Source organism: Polynucleobacter sp. MWH-UH35A (assembly GCF_018687075.1).
In the GTDB taxonomy this organism is placed as follows: Bacteria; Pseudomonadota; Gammaproteobacteria; order Burkholderiales; family Burkholderiaceae; genus Polynucleobacter.
In genome coordinates this window covers 1,633,835-1,654,296 of sequence record NZ_CP061285.1, presented here as the reverse complement: position 1 = coordinate 1,654,296, position 20,462 = coordinate 1,633,835, and the positions used below count along the sequence as shown (strand labels likewise).

The window sequence follows — 20,462 nt, the reverse complement described above, 5'->3', positions numbered from 1 at the left end:
ATTTTTGGCTAGTAATTAGCCAGCAAAACCATGTTCAGGTCCGGGAAACTTCCCGGACTTCACTTCCCGCACGTAGGCCTTGATAGCCGCCTCTAAGGAGTGATGGCCATCCATGAAGTTTTTGACGAACTTCGGTGCTTTGCCTGGGCTAATACCCAACATATCTTGCAAGACCAAAACTTGACCGGAGCAATCTGGACCAGCGCCGATTCCAATTGTTGGGATATTCAGTTCGGTAGTAATTCTTTCACCTAATGATGAAGGGATGGCTTCAAGCACAACCATTTGTGCACCAGCTTCCTGACAGGCGAGTGCTTGCTCTAGCATGACGCTTGCAGCATCTTTAGATTTGCCTTGGACTTTGTAACCACCTAAGACATGAACCGATTGTGGTAGCAAACCCAAATGCGCACAAACTGGAACGCTGCGGTCTACCAAGTGACGGATGACATCTACTTGCCAATCACCACCACCTTCAAGCTTAACCATATCGGCACCAGCTCGCATGAGTTGGGCTGCTGACTCTAAGGCTTGGAAAGGGTCGCCGTAGCTGGCAAATGGAAGATCAGCAATAACAAAAGCATGAGTATTGGCACGAGATACACACTCGGTGTGATACGCAACCTGCTCTACGGTAACTGGAGTTGTGCTGGAGTGCCCTTGAATGACATTACCCAACGAGTCGCCAATCAGAATGGTCTCAACCCCACAACGATTGAGGAGTGCTGACATGGTGGAGTCATATGCGGTGAGCATAGTGATTTTTTCACCCTCAGCATGCATAGCGTGGAGCTTAGTAATCGTGATTGGCTTATCGCCCTGTAAGTAACCCATGGCGAGAGTTTAATGAATTAATGCGCCGTTTGGCTATAAACATCTTTTTCCCCGCAATTACAGTTCCTGCAGGGGAGTTTTTCAATTCTTTGGTGGGCTACATTGGGTAGGTAGGCTTTTAGTTCGCCCCAGTTAGGCAAAAAGATATCGGGTGCGATTTCAAGAAGGGGTAAAAGCACAAAGGAGCGCTCAATGATTTTGGGGTGAGGAAGCATTAGCTCAGTTTCGTTTTGAGTAACCCCTTCAAAGGAAAGGATGTCAAGGTCGAGAGTTCGAGGGGCATTTGCATAAGGACGTTCTCGGCCAAACTCTTGCTCAATAGCCTGGCAAACATGCAAAAGCCCGTTGGGGCTTAACTCAGTCTCTATTTCAACGACGGCATTAATGTAGTCGCCGCCAGTAGCTTCAACGGGAGCGCTTTGATAGAAGCAGCTTTTAGCCAAAATCTGGAGTTCAGACCGCAATGCTAAGCAAACGATGGCATCAGTAATAAGCTGACGCGTATCGCCGATGTTGCCGCCAAATCCGATGTATGCCCTTGCCATAGGTTTCCAAACTAGAGATGAAACTACTTTACTGAAATTTCTCTAAGTTTGCTTAGTCCGCTGCACTCTCTGAGGGCACTGCTGCTTTTGGCTTTCTACGACGCCGTCTTTTGGCGGGGCTTGGACTATTGCCAGATTCATTTTTGACTGCTGCCATGAGTTCGTCTTGCCGAACAGGATCAGCAGAAATGAAGTCAGTCCACCACTGACCAATGGCTGAATTCAGTTCTCCTGTGGCGCAGCGAAGTAGCATAAAGTCATAACCCGCCCTAAAACGTGGTGATTCAATTAGTCTGTAGGGGTAGCGGCCTACGCGTCTCTCAAAGCGAGGCTGCATCGACCAAATCTCACGCATATCGCTTTCAAAGCGGCGTTGAATAGTCATGCCGCTACTTTGGGTGGCAATTGTCTCGTCCATCGCATCCTGCAGGGCGGGGATATTGGCCATGCCTTTGGCAGAGTTGGCTTTCCAATTCTTGAGGAGGTCAGGCCAAAGGAGGGTGGCAAATAAAAATCCTGCAGAAACGCTTTTGCCGGATTGAATGCGGTCATCTGTGTTGGCTAAAGCAAGTTTTACGAAATCATTAGCCCCTTTGGAGTCTTCACCGCTATCTAAAATATGATCAAGCAGTGGAAGTAGGCCATGATGCAGTCCTGCATCTTTCAGTCCCTGGATGGCTTTCCAAGAGTATCCAGACATCAAGAGCTTCAGAATTTCATCAAAGAGTCTGGCTGAAGGAACATCATTTAATAGCTTGCCAAGCTTAGCAATGGGGGTGCGTGTAGCAGCATCTAATTCAAAACCCGTCTTGGCTGCGAAGCGTACTGCTCTGAGCATGCGAACCGGGTCTTCGCAATAGCGTTTTGCTGGATCACCAATCATGCGCAAGGTTTTCTTTTGCATGTCTGCCATTCCGCCGTGATAGTCGAGAACCATTTCGGAGGAGGGGTCATAGTACATCGCATTAATTGTGAAATCACGCCTTGCAGCATCTTCGCCTTGCGAGCCCCAGACGTTATCTCGCAGGATGCGGCCACTTTCCGCCACATGATCCCCAGCGTTATCCAGTAGGGCTCTGAAGGTCGATACCTCAATGATTTCGGGGTGACCTTTGCCAAAGAAGGTGACATGCACAATTTGAAAGCGGCGCCCAATCAGACGTGCTTTACGAAATAATCTCTGTACTTGATCTGGGGTTGCATTAGTTGCTACGTCAAAATCCTTTGGGCTGATACCCAATGCAAGATCTCTGACCGCTCCGCCAACAATAAATGCTTCATAGCCTGCTTGCTGCAATGTATGCGTTACCTTCACTGCATTTTTTGAGAGTAAGTGCGGGTCGATGCGATGCGCTTTCTTTGGTATGCGCTTTGGCGTGCTGGAATTATTCGCCTGTGTGTGCCTGACCATTGGGTCACGCCGCAAAATACGTTTAATAAATTTAGTGATCATGCAAACAATTCAAGAATAGGCCAGTTGCGCTGCTTCGCTTCGTTGCGAAGACGATCATCTGGGTTGGTAGCAACGGGATGGCTTACCTTTTCGAGTAAAGGAAGATCGTTCATCGAATCAGAATAAAAATAACTATAAGGAAGGGTATCTAGTGACAACTGCTGGGATGCTAACCAGTCATGCAAATTCTGAATCTTCCCTTCACGAAAGTTCGGGATGCCTTTGACTTCGCCAGTGTAGTTGGCCAATGGATGGTCATTTGCGGTGGCTGGCTCAGTGGCAATGAGGTGCTCGATACCAAAACTTTCAACGATAGGGCGCGTAACAAAGCTGTTGGTTGCGGTAATCACGCAGCAAAGATCTCCCGCATCTTGGTGGCGTTTAACTAGATCAATCGCTTGTTGTCGAAGTTGACCATGAATCACTTCCTTCATGAAAGCATCGTGCCACTCTTTTAGCTGTGCCCTTGAATGTTCTGAAAGTGGCTTGAGAGCAAAACGCAGAAACTCATGAATATCCAGCTTGCCATCTTTGTAGTCTTGGTAGAAGCGTTCGTTTTGTCGCGCATAGTATTCGCTATCAACAACGCCAATACGTGCCAAAAATTGACCCCATTCGTAATCGCTATCACAGGGTAAAAGAGTATGGTCTAAATCGAAGAGGGCTAACTGAGTCACGAATAGAATATTGAATAAATTATTTGGGCTGCAAGAGCTCGCGTACAAGGGGTAAGGTTACAGCACGTTTGGTTTCTAGAGAGTAGGCGTCCAAAGCATCAATCAAAGCCATTAGGCTGGGCATATCTCGGTAAAAACGACTGGATAACCAAGGTAATACGTCCGGAGATAAAACGAGTCCTCGCGCTCTAGCAGCCTCTTCTAACGCTTGTATTTTCTCATCATCGTCCAAAAGCTGCGTCTGAAAGACCAAGCCCCAGCCCAGACGGGTTCGCAGGTCTTCCCGTAGCTTTAAATTCGCTGGCGCCGTATTGCCAGCCATAAAAATATGAATCGCTTTGCTAGCTTGCACGGTATTGAGAATGCGAAAGAGTGAGCCAATAAGACGATCATCTAGGTGATCAACATCATCAACGGTAATCACTGAAGCCTTTTTACTTTCAGCTAAGGCGCCCATTTTTTCTTCAAGACGTATCCAGGCGGTTGGCTCCAATGGGCTCAGAGCAATGCACTCTAATCCTGTATCTTGAGCGGCATTTCTAATTGCCTCTAACAAATGGGTGCGCCCAGAACCTTCAGGCCCCCACCAATAAATCCAACGTTGATTTAATGGATTGTTGGAACTCTCATTTGCAGAAATTGCCCACGAGCGTTTGATATTTTGTAAGGCAGATATCAACGCAAGATCTTTCCCTGGGAGATAGTTTTCTAGGCTCGCTTTAGGTGAGTGGCTGATATCTAGTGCAAATTGTTTTGGAAGTGGAGGCGTGTTCATTACTACAAATTTATTTTTGATACCACGCGCTTTGCGTATAGAGAGACCATAGATACTTCACTAAGACTAAGCTGACGGCGCTAATTGGTAACGCAAGCAGGACGCCAAAAAAACCAAATAAATTGCCAAAGAAAAGTAAGGCAAACAATACTGCTACTGGATGGAGGCCAATCCGCTCACCTACAAGACGGGGCGTCAAAAAGAAGCCTTCCAAGAGCTGCCCAATCCCAAACAAAATGAGCACCAGAATAATTTCAGTCCCGGGGCCAAATTGCAAAAGCGCTGATAGGGTTGCCAAGGTAAGGCCTAAGGTGATGCCGATGTAGGGAATCGCGATCATCAAGGCGGTAAAGACACCAAGTGCAGCCGCACCTTTAATACCAATAAAACTTAAGCCGGCGCTGTAATAAATTGCCATGATAGAAATCACAATCAGCATGCCGCGCAAATATTGAGAGAGTAATCCGTCTGTATGCATTGCCAAGTGGTGAACGGTTTCTTGTGCGCGCACCGGAACAATGTCTTTAACGAGCCCAAAGAAATGCTTCCAATCCATCAGCAGATAAAACATCACGAAAATAATCAACACGGCATTAACAAAGCCGGCAATGACGGAGCTTCCTGACATGAGAATGGTGTCAATCGTTGAGGTCATTAAGCTGTCGGCATTATCATTAATGTGCGCAGTAATTTTTTGGGTGGCCGTTGCCTTGAAGGTTGCCCAGTCAAAATTAATATGAAATTCACTGAGTTTTGGGCCAAGCCAAGCCTGAGTATTGGCAATCCAATCTGGAAGCTGGGCCTTAATTAGGGGAATTTCATATTTGAGTAGGCTGATGAGCAGGCTCAAAATGAAGAAAACGAGGCAAAGTCCCATGAACATGCTCAGAGCGGCGGCCAGGGCTCGAGGCACGCGATGTTGCTCAAGCCACAGGCAAACAGGGCGTAAAGCATACGCCAGAATGAATGCGGTGAGAAAAGGGGTAAAAATTTCGGCCATCTTGCTTCAATCCTCTAGAATTCAATGATTCTACTGACGAAGTAGCATTTTTTACTAATATTCCGGCTCTCATATGACTTCCTCTCCTAATTCCTCCTCAAAAGGCCTTTCCTATCGTGACGCTGGTGTCGATATCGATGCTGGGGACGATTTAGTTGATCGTATTAAGCCACTGGCCAAAAAGACCATGCGCGAGGGCGTTTTGGCGGGAATTGGTGGCTTTGGAGCCCTTTTTGAGGTGCCTAAACGCTATAAAGAACCCGTTTTGGTTTCGGGTACAGATGGTGTTGGTACGAAGCTTAGATTAGCTTTTGAATGGAATCGCCACGAAACTATTGGGCAAGATTTGGTGGCTATGAGTGTTAACGACATTTTGGTGCAGGGTGCCGAACCTCTCTTTTTCTTGGATTACTTTGCTTGCGGCAAGTTAACAGTCGATACAGCGGCAACCGTCGTGGGTGGCATAGCTAAGGGCTGCGAATTATCGGGTTGCGCACTCATTGGTGGTGAAACTGCAGAAATGCCAGGCATGTACCCACCAGGTGAATATGACTTGGCTGGTTTTGCGGTGGGTGCAGTTGAGAAATCGAAAATCATTACTGGTGCAACCATTGTTCCTGGTGATGCTGTCATCGCCATCGGATCGAGTGGCGCACACTCCAATGGTTACTCATTAGTACGCAAAATTATTGAACGTGCTGGCGCTAAGCCAAGCGATGACATAGGCGGTCGCTCATTAGCTGATGTGGTGATGGCGCCAACTGAAATTTATGTCAAGCCGCTGCTGAAATTGATTTCTGAAATCAATGTAAAAGGTATGGCGCATATCACTGGCGGTGGCTTGGTAGATAACGTTCCCCGCGTGCTCCCAGAAAATATTCAAGCAGTATTGCATCGTGATAGCTGGCAAATGCCAGAACTCTTCCGTTGGTTGCAAATGAAGGGTGGTGTTGCTGATGCAGAAATGGTGCGTGTATTTAACTGCGGCATTGGTATGGTGTTGATCGTCTCCCAAGATCAAGTGGACACAGCGATTAAGTCATTGACTGCGCAGGGCCTTAAGGCTTGGATGGTGGGCGAAGTGGTGGAACGTCCAAAAGATGCGCCACAAACTATCGTTATTTAAATCGATAGCTGCGAATCATCGCAACGAATTTATTTTTTTAAACTACTCTTGCAGTAATCTAACGCCGCCTTTAACCCTTCGGGGTTGAAGGGGTCAAAAGTTTTTCTTCCCTCTATTGCGCGCAACCAGGTGAGCTGACGCTTTCCAAGCTGACGCGTAGCTGCCAAAGCTTTGTAACGCATCTGCTCGGCGTCAATTTCCCCATTGAGAAATTCCCAGGCTTGGCGATAACCAACTGAACGAATCGCTGGTAAATCTGGATGCAGTCCAGGATTGGCTCGCAATGCTTTGACTTCTTCTATAAATCCGGCGGCAAGCATTTCATCAAAGCGTTTTTCTAAATTCAGATGCAATCTTTTGCGATCGCTGGGCTCGAGAGATACGAGATGAATCCAAGGAGGGATCGCTGAACCTTCGCGTCCATCTTCACTTGGCGAATCAGCCAATAGTGCTGACATAGGCTTGCCGGTGATTTCAAAAACCTCAAGGGCCCGCTGCACTCGCTGAGAGTCATTTGGCTTTAAGCGTGCTGCAGTATCGGGGTCGACGTTGGCAAGTTTGTCATGCATGGCAGGCCAGCCGATTGCTTTGCCTTCTTCATCTAAGCGAGCGCGAATTTCTGGGTTTGCTGGGGGCAGTGAGGAGAGGCCATGTGCCCAAGCACGCCAGTACAACATTGTTCCGCCAACAACGACTGGGATATTTCCTCTTGCACGAATTTCTGTACAAAGCCGTTTCGCGTCATTGGCAAAACGTGCTGCTGAATACACTTCAGTGGGTTCAATAATGTCAATGAGGTGATGAATGACGGCGGCTTGTTCAGCTTTAGTAGGTTTGGCGCTACCAATATCCAAACCACGATAGACCAATGCAGAGTCCATGCTGATGAGCTCAATGGTTTGACCAATTGATTTTGCATACTCAGCCAATGACATGGCGAGATGGGTTTTGCCTGCGCCAGTAGGCCCAACGATACAAAGCGTTGGATCATTATTTAGGGCATGCAAAGGCTGAATGTAGGGTTCAGTTGGCATACCTAATTATAAGAGCCTGTTAATATCCGCAACAACCTATCAGTTTGAGAGCGATTCGATGGATACCCTTTTGCAAATTAGTGATTTATTACTACATATTGATAAACATCTTGATGTGGTGATTCAGCAATATGGCCCCTGGGCCTACGGCCTTCTATTTGCGATTGTGTTTGCAGAGACGGGTTTAGTCGTTGCACCATTCTTACCGGGCGACTCTCTTTTGTTTATCGCTGGCGCTTATTGTGCTACTGAGCATTTTAATATCTGGTCACTATGCATCGGTTTGCTTGTTGCTGCAGTCGCAGGCAATACCGTGAATTATTTCATTGGCCGTTGGATTGGAAAAAGAGTTTTTAGTAGTCAATCGCGTTGGATCGATCAAGGTGCTTTATTAAAGACGCATGCTTTCTATGAAAAGCATGGCGGTAAGACCATTATCCTTGCGCGTTTTCTGCCGATCATTCGAACTTTTGCACCCTTTGTTGCTGGAGTATCCGAGATGAACTTTTCACGCTTTCAGTTATTCAATATTACTGGGGCTGCGCTGTGGGTCTTTGGTTTAGTCGTTGCAGGATATTTCTTTGGCAATATTCCCATTATTCGCCAGAATCTCAATGTGATTGTGCTGGTGGGTGTTGGTGCAGCAGCAGTACCCGTTGCATTTGCAGCCATCTACAAAATATTCCAGCGTAAGAAAGGCTAAACAGCAAAAGTGATTCGGCTTTAGTGAAGCTTGGTTTGACTCTCGAGCGTAGCAATATGCTCACGAATATCACTTGCATCTTCGGCTTCTGGCATTTCACTGAGATAGCGGTGCATATCCTCTAATGCAGGGCGCAAATACTCGAGTTGAGCAAAGATGAGTCCGCGATCTCGGATTTCTTCAATCGCATCTGGCAGAAGAATAACTAGGCGCTCTTGGATTCCTAGCAAACGCTCCCAGCGCTCGTGCTCTGAGTAAATCATTTTGAGATTTCTGAGGTAGCGCGACAGAATCTCGCGTGAGCTGGATGCGCGCAGGAAGATATTGAGTGGCAGGCTGAGCTCACCCCGATAACCTTTAGCATCAAGGTAAGGATCTAGCATTTCTTGTAGTTGGTTCTTGGACAGTGATTCGCCTGTCAAGGGGTCCATGATCACTTCGCCTTGTTGCAAAGAGATGCGCATCATGAAGTGATTCGGAAATGAGACGCCCCGAATTTTTAGGCCAATTTGATTGCCAAGTTCCATCATCAAGATCGCTAAAGAGATAGGAATGCCTCTGCGATTTTCAAGAACGTAATGAAGGTAGGAATTTTCAGGCGCATAAAAATCATTGGGGTTGGGCCCAAAGCCTAGCTCTGTATAAAAGAAATGCTTTAGTATTTGCAGTCGCTGGATCGGTGATGTATCTGGTGTTACGCGTGACTTTAATTTGTTGCCCATTTGATCGAGCTTATCCAACACCCCTTGCACATCTAAATCTGGATAAGCATGTTGTGCAACAGCGATCGCGGCCTCAGTTAAAGGGAAGTGCTCGTCTTCGGCAACTAATGAGGTGAAATAGTCGAGTTGTTGTGTTGGCATAAATCCTATTTTGCATGACGCAAGAATTTTTGCCAGCGAATTCCAACCAATCCCAGGGATGCGAAGTAAACAATGGCAGCTGCGCCTAGCCATGCAGCTAGGAGGCCAATGCGCAGCCATGGTTCAGATTGCAGGGCGATCCAGTTATGCGCACCTGCTGCATAAAAAAGGACTGCCCCAAAAGGTATCAAGGCAAAAAGCAATTGACCTAAGTACTTAGCCCAGGCGGAGTTAGGCAGGGCTCCACGACGATGCAGACCAATCCAGAGGAGGGCGGCATTTAGGCAGGCACCCATTCCCACTGATAGTGCCAGTCCTGCATGCCCAAGCCAAGGAACAAATGCCAAATTAGCCAGCTGTGTTGCAAGTAGGACGAGGAGGCCAATTTTGACCGGGGTGCGAATGTCTTGCCGCGAATAAAAACCAGGAGCCAAAATCTTGACCAGAATTAAGCCAATCAGACCAACGCCATAAGCGGCTAATGCGCGTTGTGTCATCAGCACGTCCAACGCACTAAATTTGCCGTAGTGATAAAGAACGGCGGCTAGTGGCTCGCCAAAAATAAATAATGCGATTGCTGCAGGGGCTGCTAGTAAAAAAGTGAGTTGCAAACCCCAAATTAATAGCTCCCCAGCATGCACTAAATCATTCTTCGCATTGGCTTTGCTCAGGCTTGGTAGAAGCACAGTGCCCAATGCTACGCCTAGAAGCGCTGTCGGAAATTCCATGAGCCGATCTGCATAAGATAGCCATGACACACTGCCAGCTTGCAAGCGCGAAGCAATGTTGGTATTGATGATGAGTGAAATTTGGGCCACAGACACAGCGAATACTGCAGGCCCCATCAACTTGAGAACTCGTCGTGCGTCGGGATTAGTCATTGCAGTTTTGATGGCGCCTGGAAGTAAGTCAATGCGCGGCAATAAGCCAAGACGTGAGAGAGCTGGAAGCTGTATTGCCAATTGCAAAATACCGCCCAATAAAACACCAATACTGAGTGCATAAATCGGCTGTTCTAAATGAGGCGCTAAAAAGATGGCGCTGCCGATCAGGGCAAGATTGAGTAAAACAGGGGTGAAAGCAGGAATGGCAAAACGGTGATAGGTGTTTAGAATTCCGGCTGAGAGTGAGACCATGGAAATCAGTCCGATATAGGGGAACATGATGCGGGTCATAACTACGCTAGCGTCATAAGCCTGCCCCCCTTTAAAGCCTGTAGCAATCACCAAAATGAGTAAGGGGGCGCCAATCACGCCTAGTAATACCGTGAGCAGCAAAGCCCAAAATAAGAGCGTAGCGACCGCATTGATGAGGATTTTGGCCTTGCTTTGGTCCTCATTTGTGGAAATTTCGCCCAAAATGGGCACAAAAGCCTGTGAAAAAGCCCCTTCAGCAAAGAGTCGGCGCAACAGATTTGGTAGCCTAAAAGCCACATTAAAGGCGTCTGTCCACTCGGAAGCCCCGAAACTACGGGCAATTAGGGTCTCCCGCAGCAGTCCCGTAATGCGGGAAAGCATGGTTAGTGAGCTAACCTTAGCGGCGGCAGAAAGCAGGTTCATGAGCCAATTTTCACCTATTTATTGGTTGGCTGGGCTTTTTTGCCCCTTTAAGGTAAAATCTAGGGTTTTGGCGAGCTTGCTTATGAATCTAGCAAGTCCGCAAGATTTTTAACTAATCGCATTTTGCAATTTATAGAGGCAAGGTTTAAAGATGGCCAATACAGCACAAGCGCGTAAGCGTGCACGCCAAGCAGTAAAACAAAACGAACATAACTCCAGTTTGCGTTCAAAGCTCCGCACTTCCATTAAAGCGGTTCGTAAAGCGATTGAAACTGGTGACAAGGCTGCTGCAGCGAAAGTATTCGCAGCAACTCAATCAACTATCGACAAGATTGCTGATAAAAAGATTGCACATAAAAATACTGCAGCTCGTCAGAAGTCCCGTTTGTCAGCAGCCATTAAGGCGATGGCAGCGTAATACGTTTTCAGTTGTAGGCTGGTCGAAGTAGTTTCGACCTAGGCCCGCTCCTCATCAGAGCGGGTTTTTGTTTTTAAGGCTGGGCTGGGGCTGTTGGGTTGAACTCACATGCCTCTTCGATTGGTAGGCCATTGTCTTTGGCAAAGTTCATGACAAAGTCTAGCGCTCGAGGATCTAGGTCTCTCAGTCTGGTATCGATAACAACGCATTTCACTTTTGCAATAAGCACTGGTCTGACATAGGGCGAATAAGTGAAGCGGGGGTCTCCGGAATCACCAGGAGGGCGAAAAGTAGCCATCACCCCGCACAGACGCTCCGCCCAATCGCTAGGCCGAAATGGTTTGCCCGAAGTGGTAATGCCTTGAATGAAAAGCTTTTTGTGGTTCAAGTTCGCGTAATGATGGTTGTAAGAAGAGTGTTGCTAAGCCCTCTAGCTTAACAGCCCAAGTTGGCCGTAAGATGACTTTAGGACCTATTTTCGTGCAACCGAATGTTTGAAGAAAAAAATGCAAGCCAAAACTTTAGTAGAAAGCTCAACTATGACATCCCTGGCAAAGCCTCAAGTGCCTGGTAAGGTAAAGCACTATCTGCAGTTTTCCGACCTAACTCGTGAAGAGTATGACTACTTACTCAAGCGCTCGGCCTGGCTCAAGGCGAAATTTAAGAGTTATGAGACATGGCACCCTCTTCATGACCGTACCTTGGCTATGATTTTTGAAAAGCATTCCACTCGCACACGTCTCTCCTTTGAAGCGGGAATTCATCAACTTGGTGGTCATGCTGTATACCTTAATACTCGCGACACTCAGTTGGGTCGTGGCGAGCCGGTAGAGGATGCTGCGCAGGTGATTTCACGGATGACCGACATCATCATGATTCGCACCTTTGGCCAAGAGATTATTGAGCGCTTTGCTGCGAATTCACGCGTTCCAGTGATTAACGGCTTAACCAATGAATTCCATCCTTGCCAAGTGTTGGCTGATATCTTTACTTTTGTAGAGGCTCGTGGCCCGATTCAGGGCAAGACAGTGGCTTGGGTTGGCGACGCAAACAATATGGCATACACCTGGTTGCAAGCGGCTGAGTCCTTAGACTTCCAGTTGCGTTTCTCAGCGCCAGAGGGTTATCAATTGGATCCAGCTCGCTTGACTCCTCAGGCAGCAAAGCATTTAACAATTTGTGCCGATCCAAAAGAGGCGTGCAAAGGTGCTGACTTGGTCACAACCGATGTATGGACCAGTATGGGCTATGAGGCGGAAAACACTTCGCGGATGAATGCCTTCCAGGACTGGATGGTTGATGAGGAGTTAATGTCTCTAGCTAAACCTGACGCCTTGTTCATGCACTGCTTGCCAGCCCATCGTGGCGAAGAGGTATCTGCTGGAGTGATTGATGGGCCTCAAAGTATTGTTTGGGAAGAGGCGGAAAATCGCTTGCACGTGCAAAAGGCTTTGATGGAGTATTTGCTCTGCGGTCGTTTGGATTAATACAACGTCAGCAATAAAATACGAAGTAATTTGCCCCAATTTCGTTTTAGTAAGTTTTTAGTTAATTTTTGATTGAATAAAAAATGTCCGATATTAAAAAAGCAGTTCTAGCGTATTCCGGCGGTCTTGATACCAGCGTAATCTTGAAGTGGCTTCAAGATACTTATGGCTGTGAGATCGTAACTTTCACTGCTGACTTGGGTCAGGGCGAAGAGTTAGAGCCAGCACGTGCTAAGGCATTGCAATTTGGCATCAAACCTGAAAACATTTTTATTGATGACTTACGCGAAGAATTTGTGCGCGACTTCGTGTTCCCGATGTTCCGTGCCAATACGATTTATGAGGGCGAATATTTATTGGGTACCTCCATTGCTCGCCCATTAATTGCGAAGCGTCAGATTGAGATCGCCCGCTTAACTGGTGCAGACTCTGTATCGCATGGCGCTACTGGTAAAGGTAACGACCAAGTCCGCTTTGAGTTGGGTTACTACGCCTTAGAGCCTGGTATCAAAGTGATTGCTCCTTGGCGTGAATGGGATCTTCTCTCACGTGAGAAGTTGATGGCTTATGCAGAAAAGCATGGCATTCCAGTTGAGATGAAGCATAAGCAAGGCGGATCACCATATTCTATGGATGCAAACCTCTTGCATATTAGCTACGAAGGTCGTCATTTAGAAAATCCGAATGCTGAAGCAGAAGAGTCAATGTGGCGTTGGACGGTTTCTCCAGAAAAGGCGCCAGACACCCCTGAAATTATTGAGATCGAGTTTAAAGCCGGGGACCCAGTAGCGATTGATGGCAAGACTTATAAGCCACATGAGTTGCTAGCGGAATTAAATCGTATTGGTGGTAAGCACGGCATTGGTCGCCTAGATCTGGTAGAAAACCGCTTTGTGGGCATGAAGAGTCGTGGGTGCTACGAAACACCTGGCGGCACTATTTTGCTGAAAGCTCACCGTGGTATCGAAAGTATCACTTTGGATCGTGAGGTGGCGCATTTGAAGGATGACTTAATGCCTCGCTATGCAAGCTTGATCTACAACGGCTTGTGGTGGGCGCCAGAGCGTTTGGCATTGCAGACTTTGATTGACCATACACAACAAGCTGTTAACGGTGTTGTTCGTTTGAAGCTCTACAAAGGATCTGTATCTGTAATTTCACGTGATTCAGCAAATACTTTGTTTGATCAAAATATTGCAACCTTTGATGATGATGGTGGCGCATACAACCAAGCAGATGCTGGTGGCTTTATTAAGCTCAATGCTCTACGTATGCGCATTGCTGAGACAGCGAAGCGTAAGCGCGCCAAGAAATAACTAAAAGAAAAATGACATAAACGAATAGAACTAAAGAGAACAGAAAGAACTTCAATGCAATTTGATCAAGTTTCCGTAGGCAAGAAAGCCAATGTATTTTTTGATGGCAAATGTGTATCTCATACTGTGACATTGCCAAATGGCGTACGCAAGTCCGTTGGTGTTGTATTGCCAAGCACCTTGCGTTTTGACTTAAGTACTAAAGAAATTATGGAAGTTGTAGATGGTAATGCTTTTGTCAGCATCAATGGCGCTCCCGAGCAAGAGTTCAAAGCAGGTCAAAGCTGGGAAGTGGAAAAGGGCGGCTACTTCATTATTCGTGCCGAGCAACCCGTGCACTACGTTTGCCATTTTGAATAAATAGGTAAACGTGTAAAGCAAAAACGCAGATCTCGGTCTGCGTTTTTTATTGCCTTTTATTTCCCTAATGCCTCTACCGCTTCGGTAGGCCAGTAATAGTGGTTCCTGGAACAATCACTCTCTCTGAGAACCATTGCTTATTCATTTCCAATGCATAGCGCACAGCTGCTTTGGGGCAGTGATTGTTAGTGGTTTCAGCTTGCATCTCTTCAATATTCACAATCTTGCCGTCATCCGCAATGAATGCAATGGAGAGTGGAATCTTGGTGTTGTTCATCCAGAAGCAGTGGCCTGCTTTTTGTTCGAATACAAATAGCATTCCAGAATTGGTTGGCATGCTAGTGCGATTCATCAGCCCCACTTCCCTTGACTTGGGTGTATCAGCTAGTTCAGCCTGAATACGGTAGATGCCCGCTTTGAGCTCAATGGTGGGTAGACCAATATTGACCTGGCCCAGCGTAAGGCTGGAGCCAAAGAAAAAAAGAGTGGCAAATAGTTTGATGAGGTTGTTTTTTGAGGTAAGCATGAGTGGATTTTAAGTGAGACAAATTGCAGGCGAAAAAAAACCCAGGAACGAATCCTGGGTTTTTAATAATGATCTAAGGACTATTAAGCCGCTTGGATATTGGTAGCTTGCTTGCCTTTAGGGCCTTGGGTAATGTCAAACGTTACCTTTTGGTTTTCCTTAAGGGTCTTGAACCCAGGCATAGTAATTGCGCTGAAATGCGCGAACAACTCTTCTTCACCATCATCAGGTTTGATAAAGCCAAAACCTTTTGCATCATTGAACCACTTAACAATTCCGGTCGCCATGCGAACTCCATTACATAAACTTAAAACAACCGTGATGAGGGTAAATACTTTTTAATCAGTCTCAATCCACAACACGCCTAAATAGAACCTCTTTTGAAGCCTACCCCTGATTGTTTGCCCTTTTTGGAGGGGTGTCAAGGAGTTATATGGCCCTACCCCCTAGTAAATACCCCTTTTTTTATCGAAAAATGCCCCAATATGGGTTTAGAAGGCGTTTTTGCGTGTTTTTCGCAACAAGACCCCAATAAATTAAAGTTTGAATATCTGTGTTTAGAATGTTTCTCATGAGTCGCGCACCAAAAAATCCCACTACTGGCAACCCAAGCAATCCATATGCTGAGGACACTATTCTTCTCGAAAAACAGGTCGAGCAAGTTAAAGCGCCATCGATGTATAAAGTGTTGCTCTTGAATGACGATTACACGCCAATGGAATTTGTGGTGATGGTGATTCAGGAGTATTTTAATAAGGATCACGAAACTGCTACACGCATCATGTTGCAAGTACATTTAGTTGGTAAGGGCGTTTGCGGAGTATTTACCCGAGATATTGCTGCCACAAAAGTGCATCAAGTTATTGAACTCTCCCGTGAAGCGGGTCACCCACTACAGTGCACTATGGAGGAAGCATGATTGCCCAAGAATTAGAAGTCAGTTTGCACATGGCGTTTGTTGACGCAAGGGCTTCACGACATGAGTTCATTACCGTTGAGCATCTGCTCGCAGCCCTACTGGATAACGCTACTGCGGTCGATGTCTTAAAGGCTTGCGCAGTTAATATTGCGGAACTGCGCGCACAACTTAAAAACTTCATTAATGACAATACTCCCGTAGTGCCTGGAAATGATGAGGTGGATACGCAACCTACGCTAGGATTTCAGCGCGTCATTCAGCGCGCCATCATGCATGTTCAATCGACATCGAATGGCAAAAAAGAAGTAACTGGTGCAAATGTGCTGGTTGCAATTTTTGGTGAAAAAGATTCGCATGCAGTGTATTTCTTGCAACAGCAAGGTGTTACACGTCTAGATGTAGTGAACTTCATCAGTCATGGTGTGCGTAAAGATCAGTCTGAGCATGTGAAGCCTGTTGAGCCTTCCCAGGAGACTGAAGAATCTAGTTCTTCCGGTAAAGAAAGCCCGCTGGAGCAGTACACCCAAAACCTGAACGCAATGGCTCGCCAGGGCAAAATTGATCCTTTAATTGGGCGCGAGAGTGAAGTAGAGCGTGTCATTCAAGTTTTATGTCGTCGTCGCAAGAACAACCCCTTGCTGGTTGGTGAGGCTGGTGTAGGTAAAACGGCGATTGCCGAGGGCCTTGCCTGGAGAATTGTTAAGGGTGATGTGCCAGAAATTTTGGCCAATGCGACGGTTTACTCATTAGATATGGGCGCTCTTTTGGCGGGCACAAAATATCGCGGTGATTTTGAGCAGCGCTTAAAGAGTGTTCTCAAGTCGCTAAAAGATAATGCGCATGGCGTTTTGTTTATTGATGAGATTCATACGCTTATCGGCGCGGGCGCAGCTTCTGGTGGAACATTAGACGCAAGCAATTTGCTTAAACCAGCATTGTCTAATGGTCAGCTCAAATGCATTGGAGCAACTACCTTTACAGAATATCGCGGTATCTTTGAAAAGGATGCAGCGTTATCACGCCGTTTCCAGAAGGTCGATGTTGTAGAGCCAACAGTGGATCAAACGGTGCAAATTTTGCGCGGCTTGAAATCTCGTTTTGAAGAGCATCATAGCGTGAAGTATGCGGCCGGTGCATTGGTTGCTGCCGCTGAACTATCTGCTCGTTATATTAATGACCGTCATTTGCCCGATAAAGCAATTGACGTCATTGACGAGGCTGGGGCAGCTCAACGTATATTGCCAAAGTCTAAACAGAAGAAAACCATTGGCCGCCCAGAGATTGAAGAGATTGTGGCAAAGATTGCACGCATACCGCCACAATCAGTCACTGTGGACGACCGTAGTAAGTTGCAAACTCTTGATCGAGACATCAAGAGCGTCGTATTTGGTCAAGACCCTGCAGTTGAATCCTTAGCTAGCGCAATTAAGATGACGCGTGCTGGTCTTGGCAAGATTGATAGACCGATTGGTTCATTTTTATTCTCTGGTCCAACAGGCGTTGGTAAAACTGAAGTGGCTAAGCAACTGGCTTATATTCTCGGCATTGAACTGCTGCGATTTGATATGTCTGAATACATGGAACGTCATGCGGTGAGCCGTTTGATTGGAGCGCCTCCAGGCTATGTTGGCTTTGATCAAGGTGGCTTACTCACAGAAGCTGTTAATAAGAAGCCGCATTGTGTGCTCCTGCTTGATGAAATTGAAAAAGCCCATCCAGATATCTTTAATATTCTGCTGCAGGTCATGGATCACGGCACCTTGACGGATAACAATGGCCGTAAGACAGATTTCCGTAACGTGATCATCATCATGACTACCAATGCTGGTGCTGAAGCGATGCAGAAATCGACTATTGGCTTTACCAATGCACGTGAGTCTGGCGATGAAATGGCAGACATCAAAAAGTTCTTTACGCCGGAGTTCCGCAATCGTTTAGATGCCATTGTCTCCTTCAAGGCGCTTGATGAGTCCATCATCATGCGCGTAGTTGACAAGTTCTTAATGCAGCTTGAAGAGCAATTGCATGAGAAGAAGGTGGATGCAACATTTAGTCCGGCGTTACGTTCCCATTTGGCTAAGCATGGCTTTGATCCTTTAATGGGCGCACGTCCAATGCAGCGCATTATTCAAGACACTGTACGCAAGGCACTTGCTGACGAGCTCTTGTTTGGCAAGTTAGCCCAGGGCGGTCATGTAGATGTCGATATTGATGCGGAAGGTAAGGTATTGCTGAACTTTGATGCGCCTGTATTGCCGGGTAAACGCGCCAAAGCTGACATAGCGCCAGCCGAAGAAATTTAATTAACCAACTTATTGAATCAATACATATAAAAGGAAAAGCATGTCTCATCACGAAAAACTACTAGAGGCTTTCGAAACTTACAAAGCGGAAAATGAAAAGTTTCAAGGCAAGGGCATTAAGGCATCGGCTGCTCGTGCCCGTAAAGCGCTGCAAGAAATTGCTGGTTCATGCAAAGAGCGCCGCAAAGAGATTACCGCTGAAAAAGAGTCTCGTGAAGGCGCTGGTGCTGGTATGTCACAAGATGCAGCACGTAAGGCACATATTCGTAAGTAATAGCTTTAATTCTTGTTAAACAAAAAAGCCACCTACGGGTGGCTTTTTTATAGCTAGCGAATGTTGTCCGAGTCTTTAAGCTCGACCAGTACTACCAAAGCCGCCGGCGCCACGACTGCTCTCGGTAAACTCTTCAACTACCTTAAGCTCTACTTGTTGTACTGGCATTACTACGAGTTGAGCTAGGCGCTCCATAGGCTCAAGTTTGAATGGGGTAGATCCACGATTCCACGTGCTGACCATCAGCTGGCCCTGATAATCTGAATCTATTAATCCCACTAGATTGCCGAGCACAATGCCATGCTTGTGACCTAAGCCAGAGCGTGGAAGAATAAATGCGGCATAACGTGGGTCTTCTACATAAATTGCCAATCCAGTAGGCACCAAAACAGTTTGGCCAGGTGCAATCTCAATCGTCTCATCAATGCAGGCCCGGAGATCTAATCCTGCACTTCCAGGGGTGCCATAACTGGGCAGCTGATCGCGCATACGTTCATCGAGAATTTTGACTTGGAGTGATTGCATGAAATTTCCTAAAAACGGGGAATATAAATAGGGGTACGAGGGTGTGTTGCTTAAATTTTCTTGGCGACTAGTTGAATTAGTTGACGTGCCAGCTGAAGCTTTTCTGCCTTAGCTATTTTCTTGGACCCGTTAGCATCAATTACAAGCAATTGATTGAGATCGCTGCCAAAAGTATCTGGGCCAATGTTGCCAACGACCATGGGAATATCCTTGCGCTGACGTTTCTCGTTGGCATGCTTTTCTAGGTCAGTGGATTCAGCCGCAAAGCCCACGCAATAAGGGTAAGGTTTACCGCCCTTGGTCTTCACTGACTTGGCAACTTCTAACAAGATATCTGGATTCGCTGAAAATTCGATGCATGGCGCCTCATTTCCTTGGCGTTTAATCTTTTCTTTTGCGGGCTTCGCAATTCCCCAGTCGGCAACAGCAGCTACTGCAAAGAAGATATCGCAGTCCGTTGCGCTTAGGGCAGCCGCATGCATTTCCTTGGCGCTAACAACATTTGTGCGGATGATTTGTCCGGTAGCTTCAAGTGGTGTTGTTAAATCGCATGGCCCCGCAATGAGGTGGACTTGAGCGCCCGCCTCGACAGCGGCACGTGCAATTGCAAAACCCATTTTGCCAGAGCTGTGATTGGTGATGCCGCGCACGGGATCAATGGCTTCAAATGTGGGGCCTGCAGTAATTAATACTTTTTTCCCAGCCAAAGATTTCTTCTGAAAGAAGGCAATCACTTGCTCTGTAATTTCAGCTGGCTCGAGCATTCTGCCCATGCCAACTTCACCGCATGCCTGAAATCCGCTAGCTGGGCCTAATAGAGCAACGCCATCTTGTGCAAGGCGAACCACACTTCTTTGTGTGGCGGCATGTTCCCACATTTGCTTATTCATTGCTGGTGCAAGTAATAGGGGGCAGTCTCTCGCAAGACACAGAGTAGTGAGCAGGTCGTCAGCCAGGCCTAAGGAAAGTTTTGCCATCAAATCTGCACTGGCAGGCGCAATCAAAATAGCATCCGCAGCACGGGATAGCTCAATGTGCGCCATGTTGTTTGGAATCGTGCTATCCCATTGGCTTAAATAAACAGGATTGCCAGTGAGGGCTTGCAAAGTTACTGGTGTTACAAATTGCTGTGCAGCCTCAGTCATCACCACTTGAACCGATACGCCTTCTTGCATGAGTTGGCGCACAAGCTCAGGAGTCTTATAAGCGGCAATGCCGCCAGAGATTCCGAGAACGATCTTCTTATTGATAAGTGATTGCATGGCGCCAGCTTAATGGGATTGGGCGGATTTGCCAAATGACTTGCGTAATTCACCCCAAATGATGAGGGTGGCACCAATACAGATAGCGCTATCGGCAATATTAAAAGCAGGCCAATGCCAGTTGCCGTAATACACGTCAATAAAGTCAACTACGGCGCCATACATCACCCGATCCAAGACATTTCCCAATGCGCCACCCAAGATTAAGCTTAGGGCTATGCAAAGTAGTTTGTCACTTTGGTTTTTATATAGCAGCCAAATAATGTAGATTGAGGCTGCCAAGCCAAGAATTGTGAAGAACCAGCGTTGCCAACCAGAGCCTTGCGCCAAAAACGAAAATGCGGCGCCTGGATTAAAGAGGAGCAACCAATTTAAGTAGGGTAGCACTGGCTCCGGCACCCCCATCTGCAAGTTACTCAGCGCAGACCACTTACTCAGTTGATCAAGCAATAGCACGATGATCGCAGTTGCGAGATAACGAAGCAAGGAAAGGCTCTTCATGT

General features: G+C 46.8%; 24 protein-coding genes. 9 read left to right on the top strand and 15 right to left on the bottom strand.

The features are described from left to right. Positions 1–15: 15 nt before the first annotated feature. The 6 genes from panB to ICV36_RS08620 are packed head-to-tail and all read right to left on the bottom strand — an operon-like array spanning position 16 to position 5,284. Positions 16–834 (bottom strand): 3-methyl-2-oxobutanoate hydroxymethyltransferase, encoded by an 819-nt coding sequence (gene panB / locus ICV36_RS08645; RefSeq protein WP_215400294.1) that lies wholly within the window; start codon positions 832–834, stop codon positions 16–18. A 17-nt stretch (positions 835–851) separates the two neighbouring features. Further along, a complete protein-coding gene (gene folK, locus ICV36_RS08640; RefSeq protein ID WP_215400293.1) occupies positions 852–1,379 on the bottom strand; it encodes a 2-amino-4-hydroxy-6-hydroxymethyldihydropteridine diphosphokinase in 528 nt (175 codons plus the stop codon). A gap of 52 nt (positions 1,380–1,431) precedes the next feature. Then, on the bottom strand, positions 1,432–2,832 hold the full coding sequence (pcnB, locus tag ICV36_RS08635; RefSeq protein WP_215400292.1) for a polynucleotide adenylyltransferase PcnB: 1,401 nt from the start codon (positions 2,830–2,832) through the stop codon (positions 1,432–1,434). Then, positions 2,829–3,509, bottom strand: coding sequence for an HAD family phosphatase (locus ICV36_RS08630; RefSeq protein WP_215400291.1), 681 nt, complete (start codon positions 3,507–3,509; stop codon positions 2,829–2,831). The genes pcnB and ICV36_RS08630 overlap by 4 nt, the downstream gene beginning before the upstream one ends. 19 nt (positions 3,510–3,528) lie before the next feature. Further along, on the bottom strand, positions 3,529–4,284 hold the full coding sequence (gene hda / locus ICV36_RS08625; protein ID WP_215400290.1) for a DnaA regulatory inactivator Hda: 756 nt from the start codon (positions 4,282–4,284) through the stop codon (positions 3,529–3,531). Between the two features lie 10 nt (positions 4,285–4,294). Beyond that, positions 4,295–5,284, bottom strand: a complete 990-nt coding sequence (locus ICV36_RS08620; RefSeq protein ID WP_215400289.1) for an AI-2E family transporter — start codon at positions 5,282–5,284, stop codon at positions 4,295–4,297. Between the two features lie 73 nt (positions 5,285–5,357). Here ICV36_RS08620 and purM point away from each other — a divergent pair, with 73 nt between their 5' ends. After that, a complete protein-coding gene (purM, locus tag ICV36_RS08615) occupies positions 5,358–6,410 on the top strand; it encodes a phosphoribosylformylglycinamidine cyclo-ligase (RefSeq protein ID WP_215400288.1) in 1,053 nt (350 codons plus the stop codon). Between the two features lie 29 nt (positions 6,411–6,439). Here the strand turns inward: purM and miaA are convergent, their stop codons facing one another. Continuing rightward, complete coding sequence (gene miaA / locus ICV36_RS08610; protein WP_215400287.1) at positions 6,440–7,444, bottom strand: tRNA (adenosine(37)-N6)-dimethylallyltransferase MiaA; 1,005 nt, start codon at positions 7,442–7,444, stop codon at positions 6,440–6,442. Positions 7,445–7,502: 58 nt separating this feature from the next. On the opposite strand from miaA, the gene ICV36_RS08605 reads away from it, so the two are divergent. Next, a complete protein-coding gene (locus tag ICV36_RS08605) occupies positions 7,503–8,147 on the top strand; it encodes a VTT domain-containing protein (protein WP_215400286.1) in 645 nt (214 codons plus the stop codon). Positions 8,148–8,167: 20 nt separating this feature from the next. Here the strand turns inward: ICV36_RS08605 and ICV36_RS08600 are convergent, their stop codons facing one another. Then, on the bottom strand, positions 8,168–9,010 hold the full coding sequence (locus tag ICV36_RS08600) for a SirB1 family protein (protein WP_215400285.1): 843 nt from the start codon (positions 9,008–9,010) through the stop codon (positions 8,168–8,170). Positions 9,011–9,015: 5 nt separating this feature from the next. After that, positions 9,016–10,569, bottom strand: a complete 1,554-nt coding sequence (gene murJ / locus ICV36_RS08595) for a murein biosynthesis integral membrane protein MurJ (RefSeq protein WP_215400284.1) — start codon at positions 10,567–10,569, stop codon at positions 9,016–9,018. 151 nt (positions 10,570–10,720) lie between these two features. On the opposite strand from murJ, the gene rpsT reads away from it, so the two are divergent. After that, complete coding sequence (gene rpsT / locus ICV36_RS08590; RefSeq protein WP_062310407.1) at positions 10,721–10,987, top strand: 30S ribosomal protein S20; 267 nt, start codon at positions 10,721–10,723, stop codon at positions 10,985–10,987. A 73-nt stretch (positions 10,988–11,060) separates the two neighbouring features. On the opposite strand, the gene ICV36_RS08585 is transcribed toward rpsT, so the two are convergent. Beyond that, positions 11,061–11,375, bottom strand: coding sequence for a DUF3579 domain-containing protein (locus ICV36_RS08585; protein WP_215400283.1), 315 nt, complete (start codon positions 11,373–11,375; stop codon positions 11,061–11,063). Between the two features lie 151 nt (positions 11,376–11,526). Between ICV36_RS08585 and argF the strand changes: the two genes are divergently transcribed. The 3 genes from argF (at position 11,527) to ICV36_RS08570 (ending at position 14,150) form a co-directional block, all read left to right on the top strand. Then, complete coding sequence (gene argF / locus ICV36_RS08580; protein WP_215400282.1) at positions 11,527–12,474, top strand: ornithine carbamoyltransferase; 948 nt, start codon at positions 11,527–11,529, stop codon at positions 12,472–12,474. Positions 12,475–12,557: 83 nt separating this feature from the next. After that, positions 12,558–13,790 (top strand): argininosuccinate synthase, encoded by a 1,233-nt coding sequence (locus ICV36_RS08575; RefSeq protein WP_215400281.1) that lies wholly within the window; start codon positions 12,558–12,560, stop codon positions 13,788–13,790. Between the two features lie 54 nt (positions 13,791–13,844). After that, complete coding sequence (locus tag ICV36_RS08570) at positions 13,845–14,150, top strand: pyrimidine/purine nucleoside phosphorylase (RefSeq protein WP_215391545.1); 306 nt, start codon at positions 13,845–13,847, stop codon at positions 14,148–14,150. A gap of 73 nt (positions 14,151–14,223) precedes the next feature. On the opposite strand, the gene ICV36_RS08565 is transcribed toward ICV36_RS08570, so the two are convergent. Further along, positions 14,224–14,676: a DUF192 domain-containing protein gene (locus tag ICV36_RS08565; protein WP_215400280.1), complete on the bottom strand. Its 453-nt coding sequence runs from the start codon at positions 14,674–14,676 to the stop codon at positions 14,224–14,226. 83 nt (positions 14,677–14,759) lie between these two features. Then, positions 14,760–14,963 carry a cold-shock protein gene (locus ICV36_RS08560; RefSeq protein WP_011903586.1) on the bottom strand — a complete coding sequence of 68 codons (204 nt, stop codon included), beginning with the start codon at positions 14,961–14,963 and terminating at the stop codon, positions 14,760–14,762. A gap of 275 nt (positions 14,964–15,238) precedes the next feature. On the opposite strand from ICV36_RS08560, the gene clpS reads away from it, so the two are divergent. The 3 genes from clpS to ICV36_RS08545 are packed head-to-tail and all read left to right on the top strand — an operon-like array spanning position 15,239 to position 18,172. Next, the gene (clpS, locus tag ICV36_RS08555; RefSeq protein WP_371743222.1) at positions 15,239–15,595 is read left to right on the top strand and encodes an ATP-dependent Clp protease adapter ClpS; all 357 of its coding nucleotides are present in this window, start codon (positions 15,239–15,241) and stop codon (positions 15,593–15,595) included. Further along, positions 15,592–17,898 carry an ATP-dependent Clp protease ATP-binding subunit ClpA gene (gene clpA / locus ICV36_RS08550; protein ID WP_215400279.1) on the top strand — a complete coding sequence of 769 codons (2,307 nt, stop codon included), beginning with the start codon at positions 15,592–15,594 and terminating at the stop codon, positions 17,896–17,898. The genes clpS and clpA overlap by 4 nt, the downstream gene beginning before the upstream one ends. A gap of 40 nt (positions 17,899–17,938) precedes the next feature. Beyond that, positions 17,939–18,172: a hypothetical protein gene (locus tag ICV36_RS08545; RefSeq protein WP_215400278.1), complete on the top strand. Its 234-nt coding sequence runs from the start codon at positions 17,939–17,941 to the stop codon at positions 18,170–18,172. Between the two features lie 75 nt (positions 18,173–18,247). Here the strand turns inward: ICV36_RS08545 and dut are convergent, their stop codons facing one another. From dut to lspA, 3 genes are read right to left on the bottom strand one after another with little or no spacing between them, the layout of a single operon-like run. Next, positions 18,248–18,697 (bottom strand): dUTP diphosphatase, encoded by a 450-nt coding sequence (dut, locus tag ICV36_RS08540; RefSeq protein WP_215400277.1) that lies wholly within the window; start codon positions 18,695–18,697, stop codon positions 18,248–18,250. A 50-nt stretch (positions 18,698–18,747) separates the two neighbouring features. Next, positions 18,748–19,959: a bifunctional phosphopantothenoylcysteine decarboxylase/phosphopantothenate--cysteine ligase CoaBC gene (gene coaBC / locus ICV36_RS08535; protein WP_215400276.1), complete on the bottom strand. Its 1,212-nt coding sequence runs from the start codon at positions 19,957–19,959 to the stop codon at positions 18,748–18,750. Between the two features lie 9 nt (positions 19,960–19,968). Then, positions 19,969–20,460 carry a signal peptidase II gene (gene lspA / locus ICV36_RS08530; protein ID WP_215400275.1) on the bottom strand — a complete coding sequence of 164 codons (492 nt, stop codon included), beginning with the start codon at positions 20,458–20,460 and terminating at the stop codon, positions 19,969–19,971. Positions 20,461–20,462 lie beyond the last annotated feature (2 nt).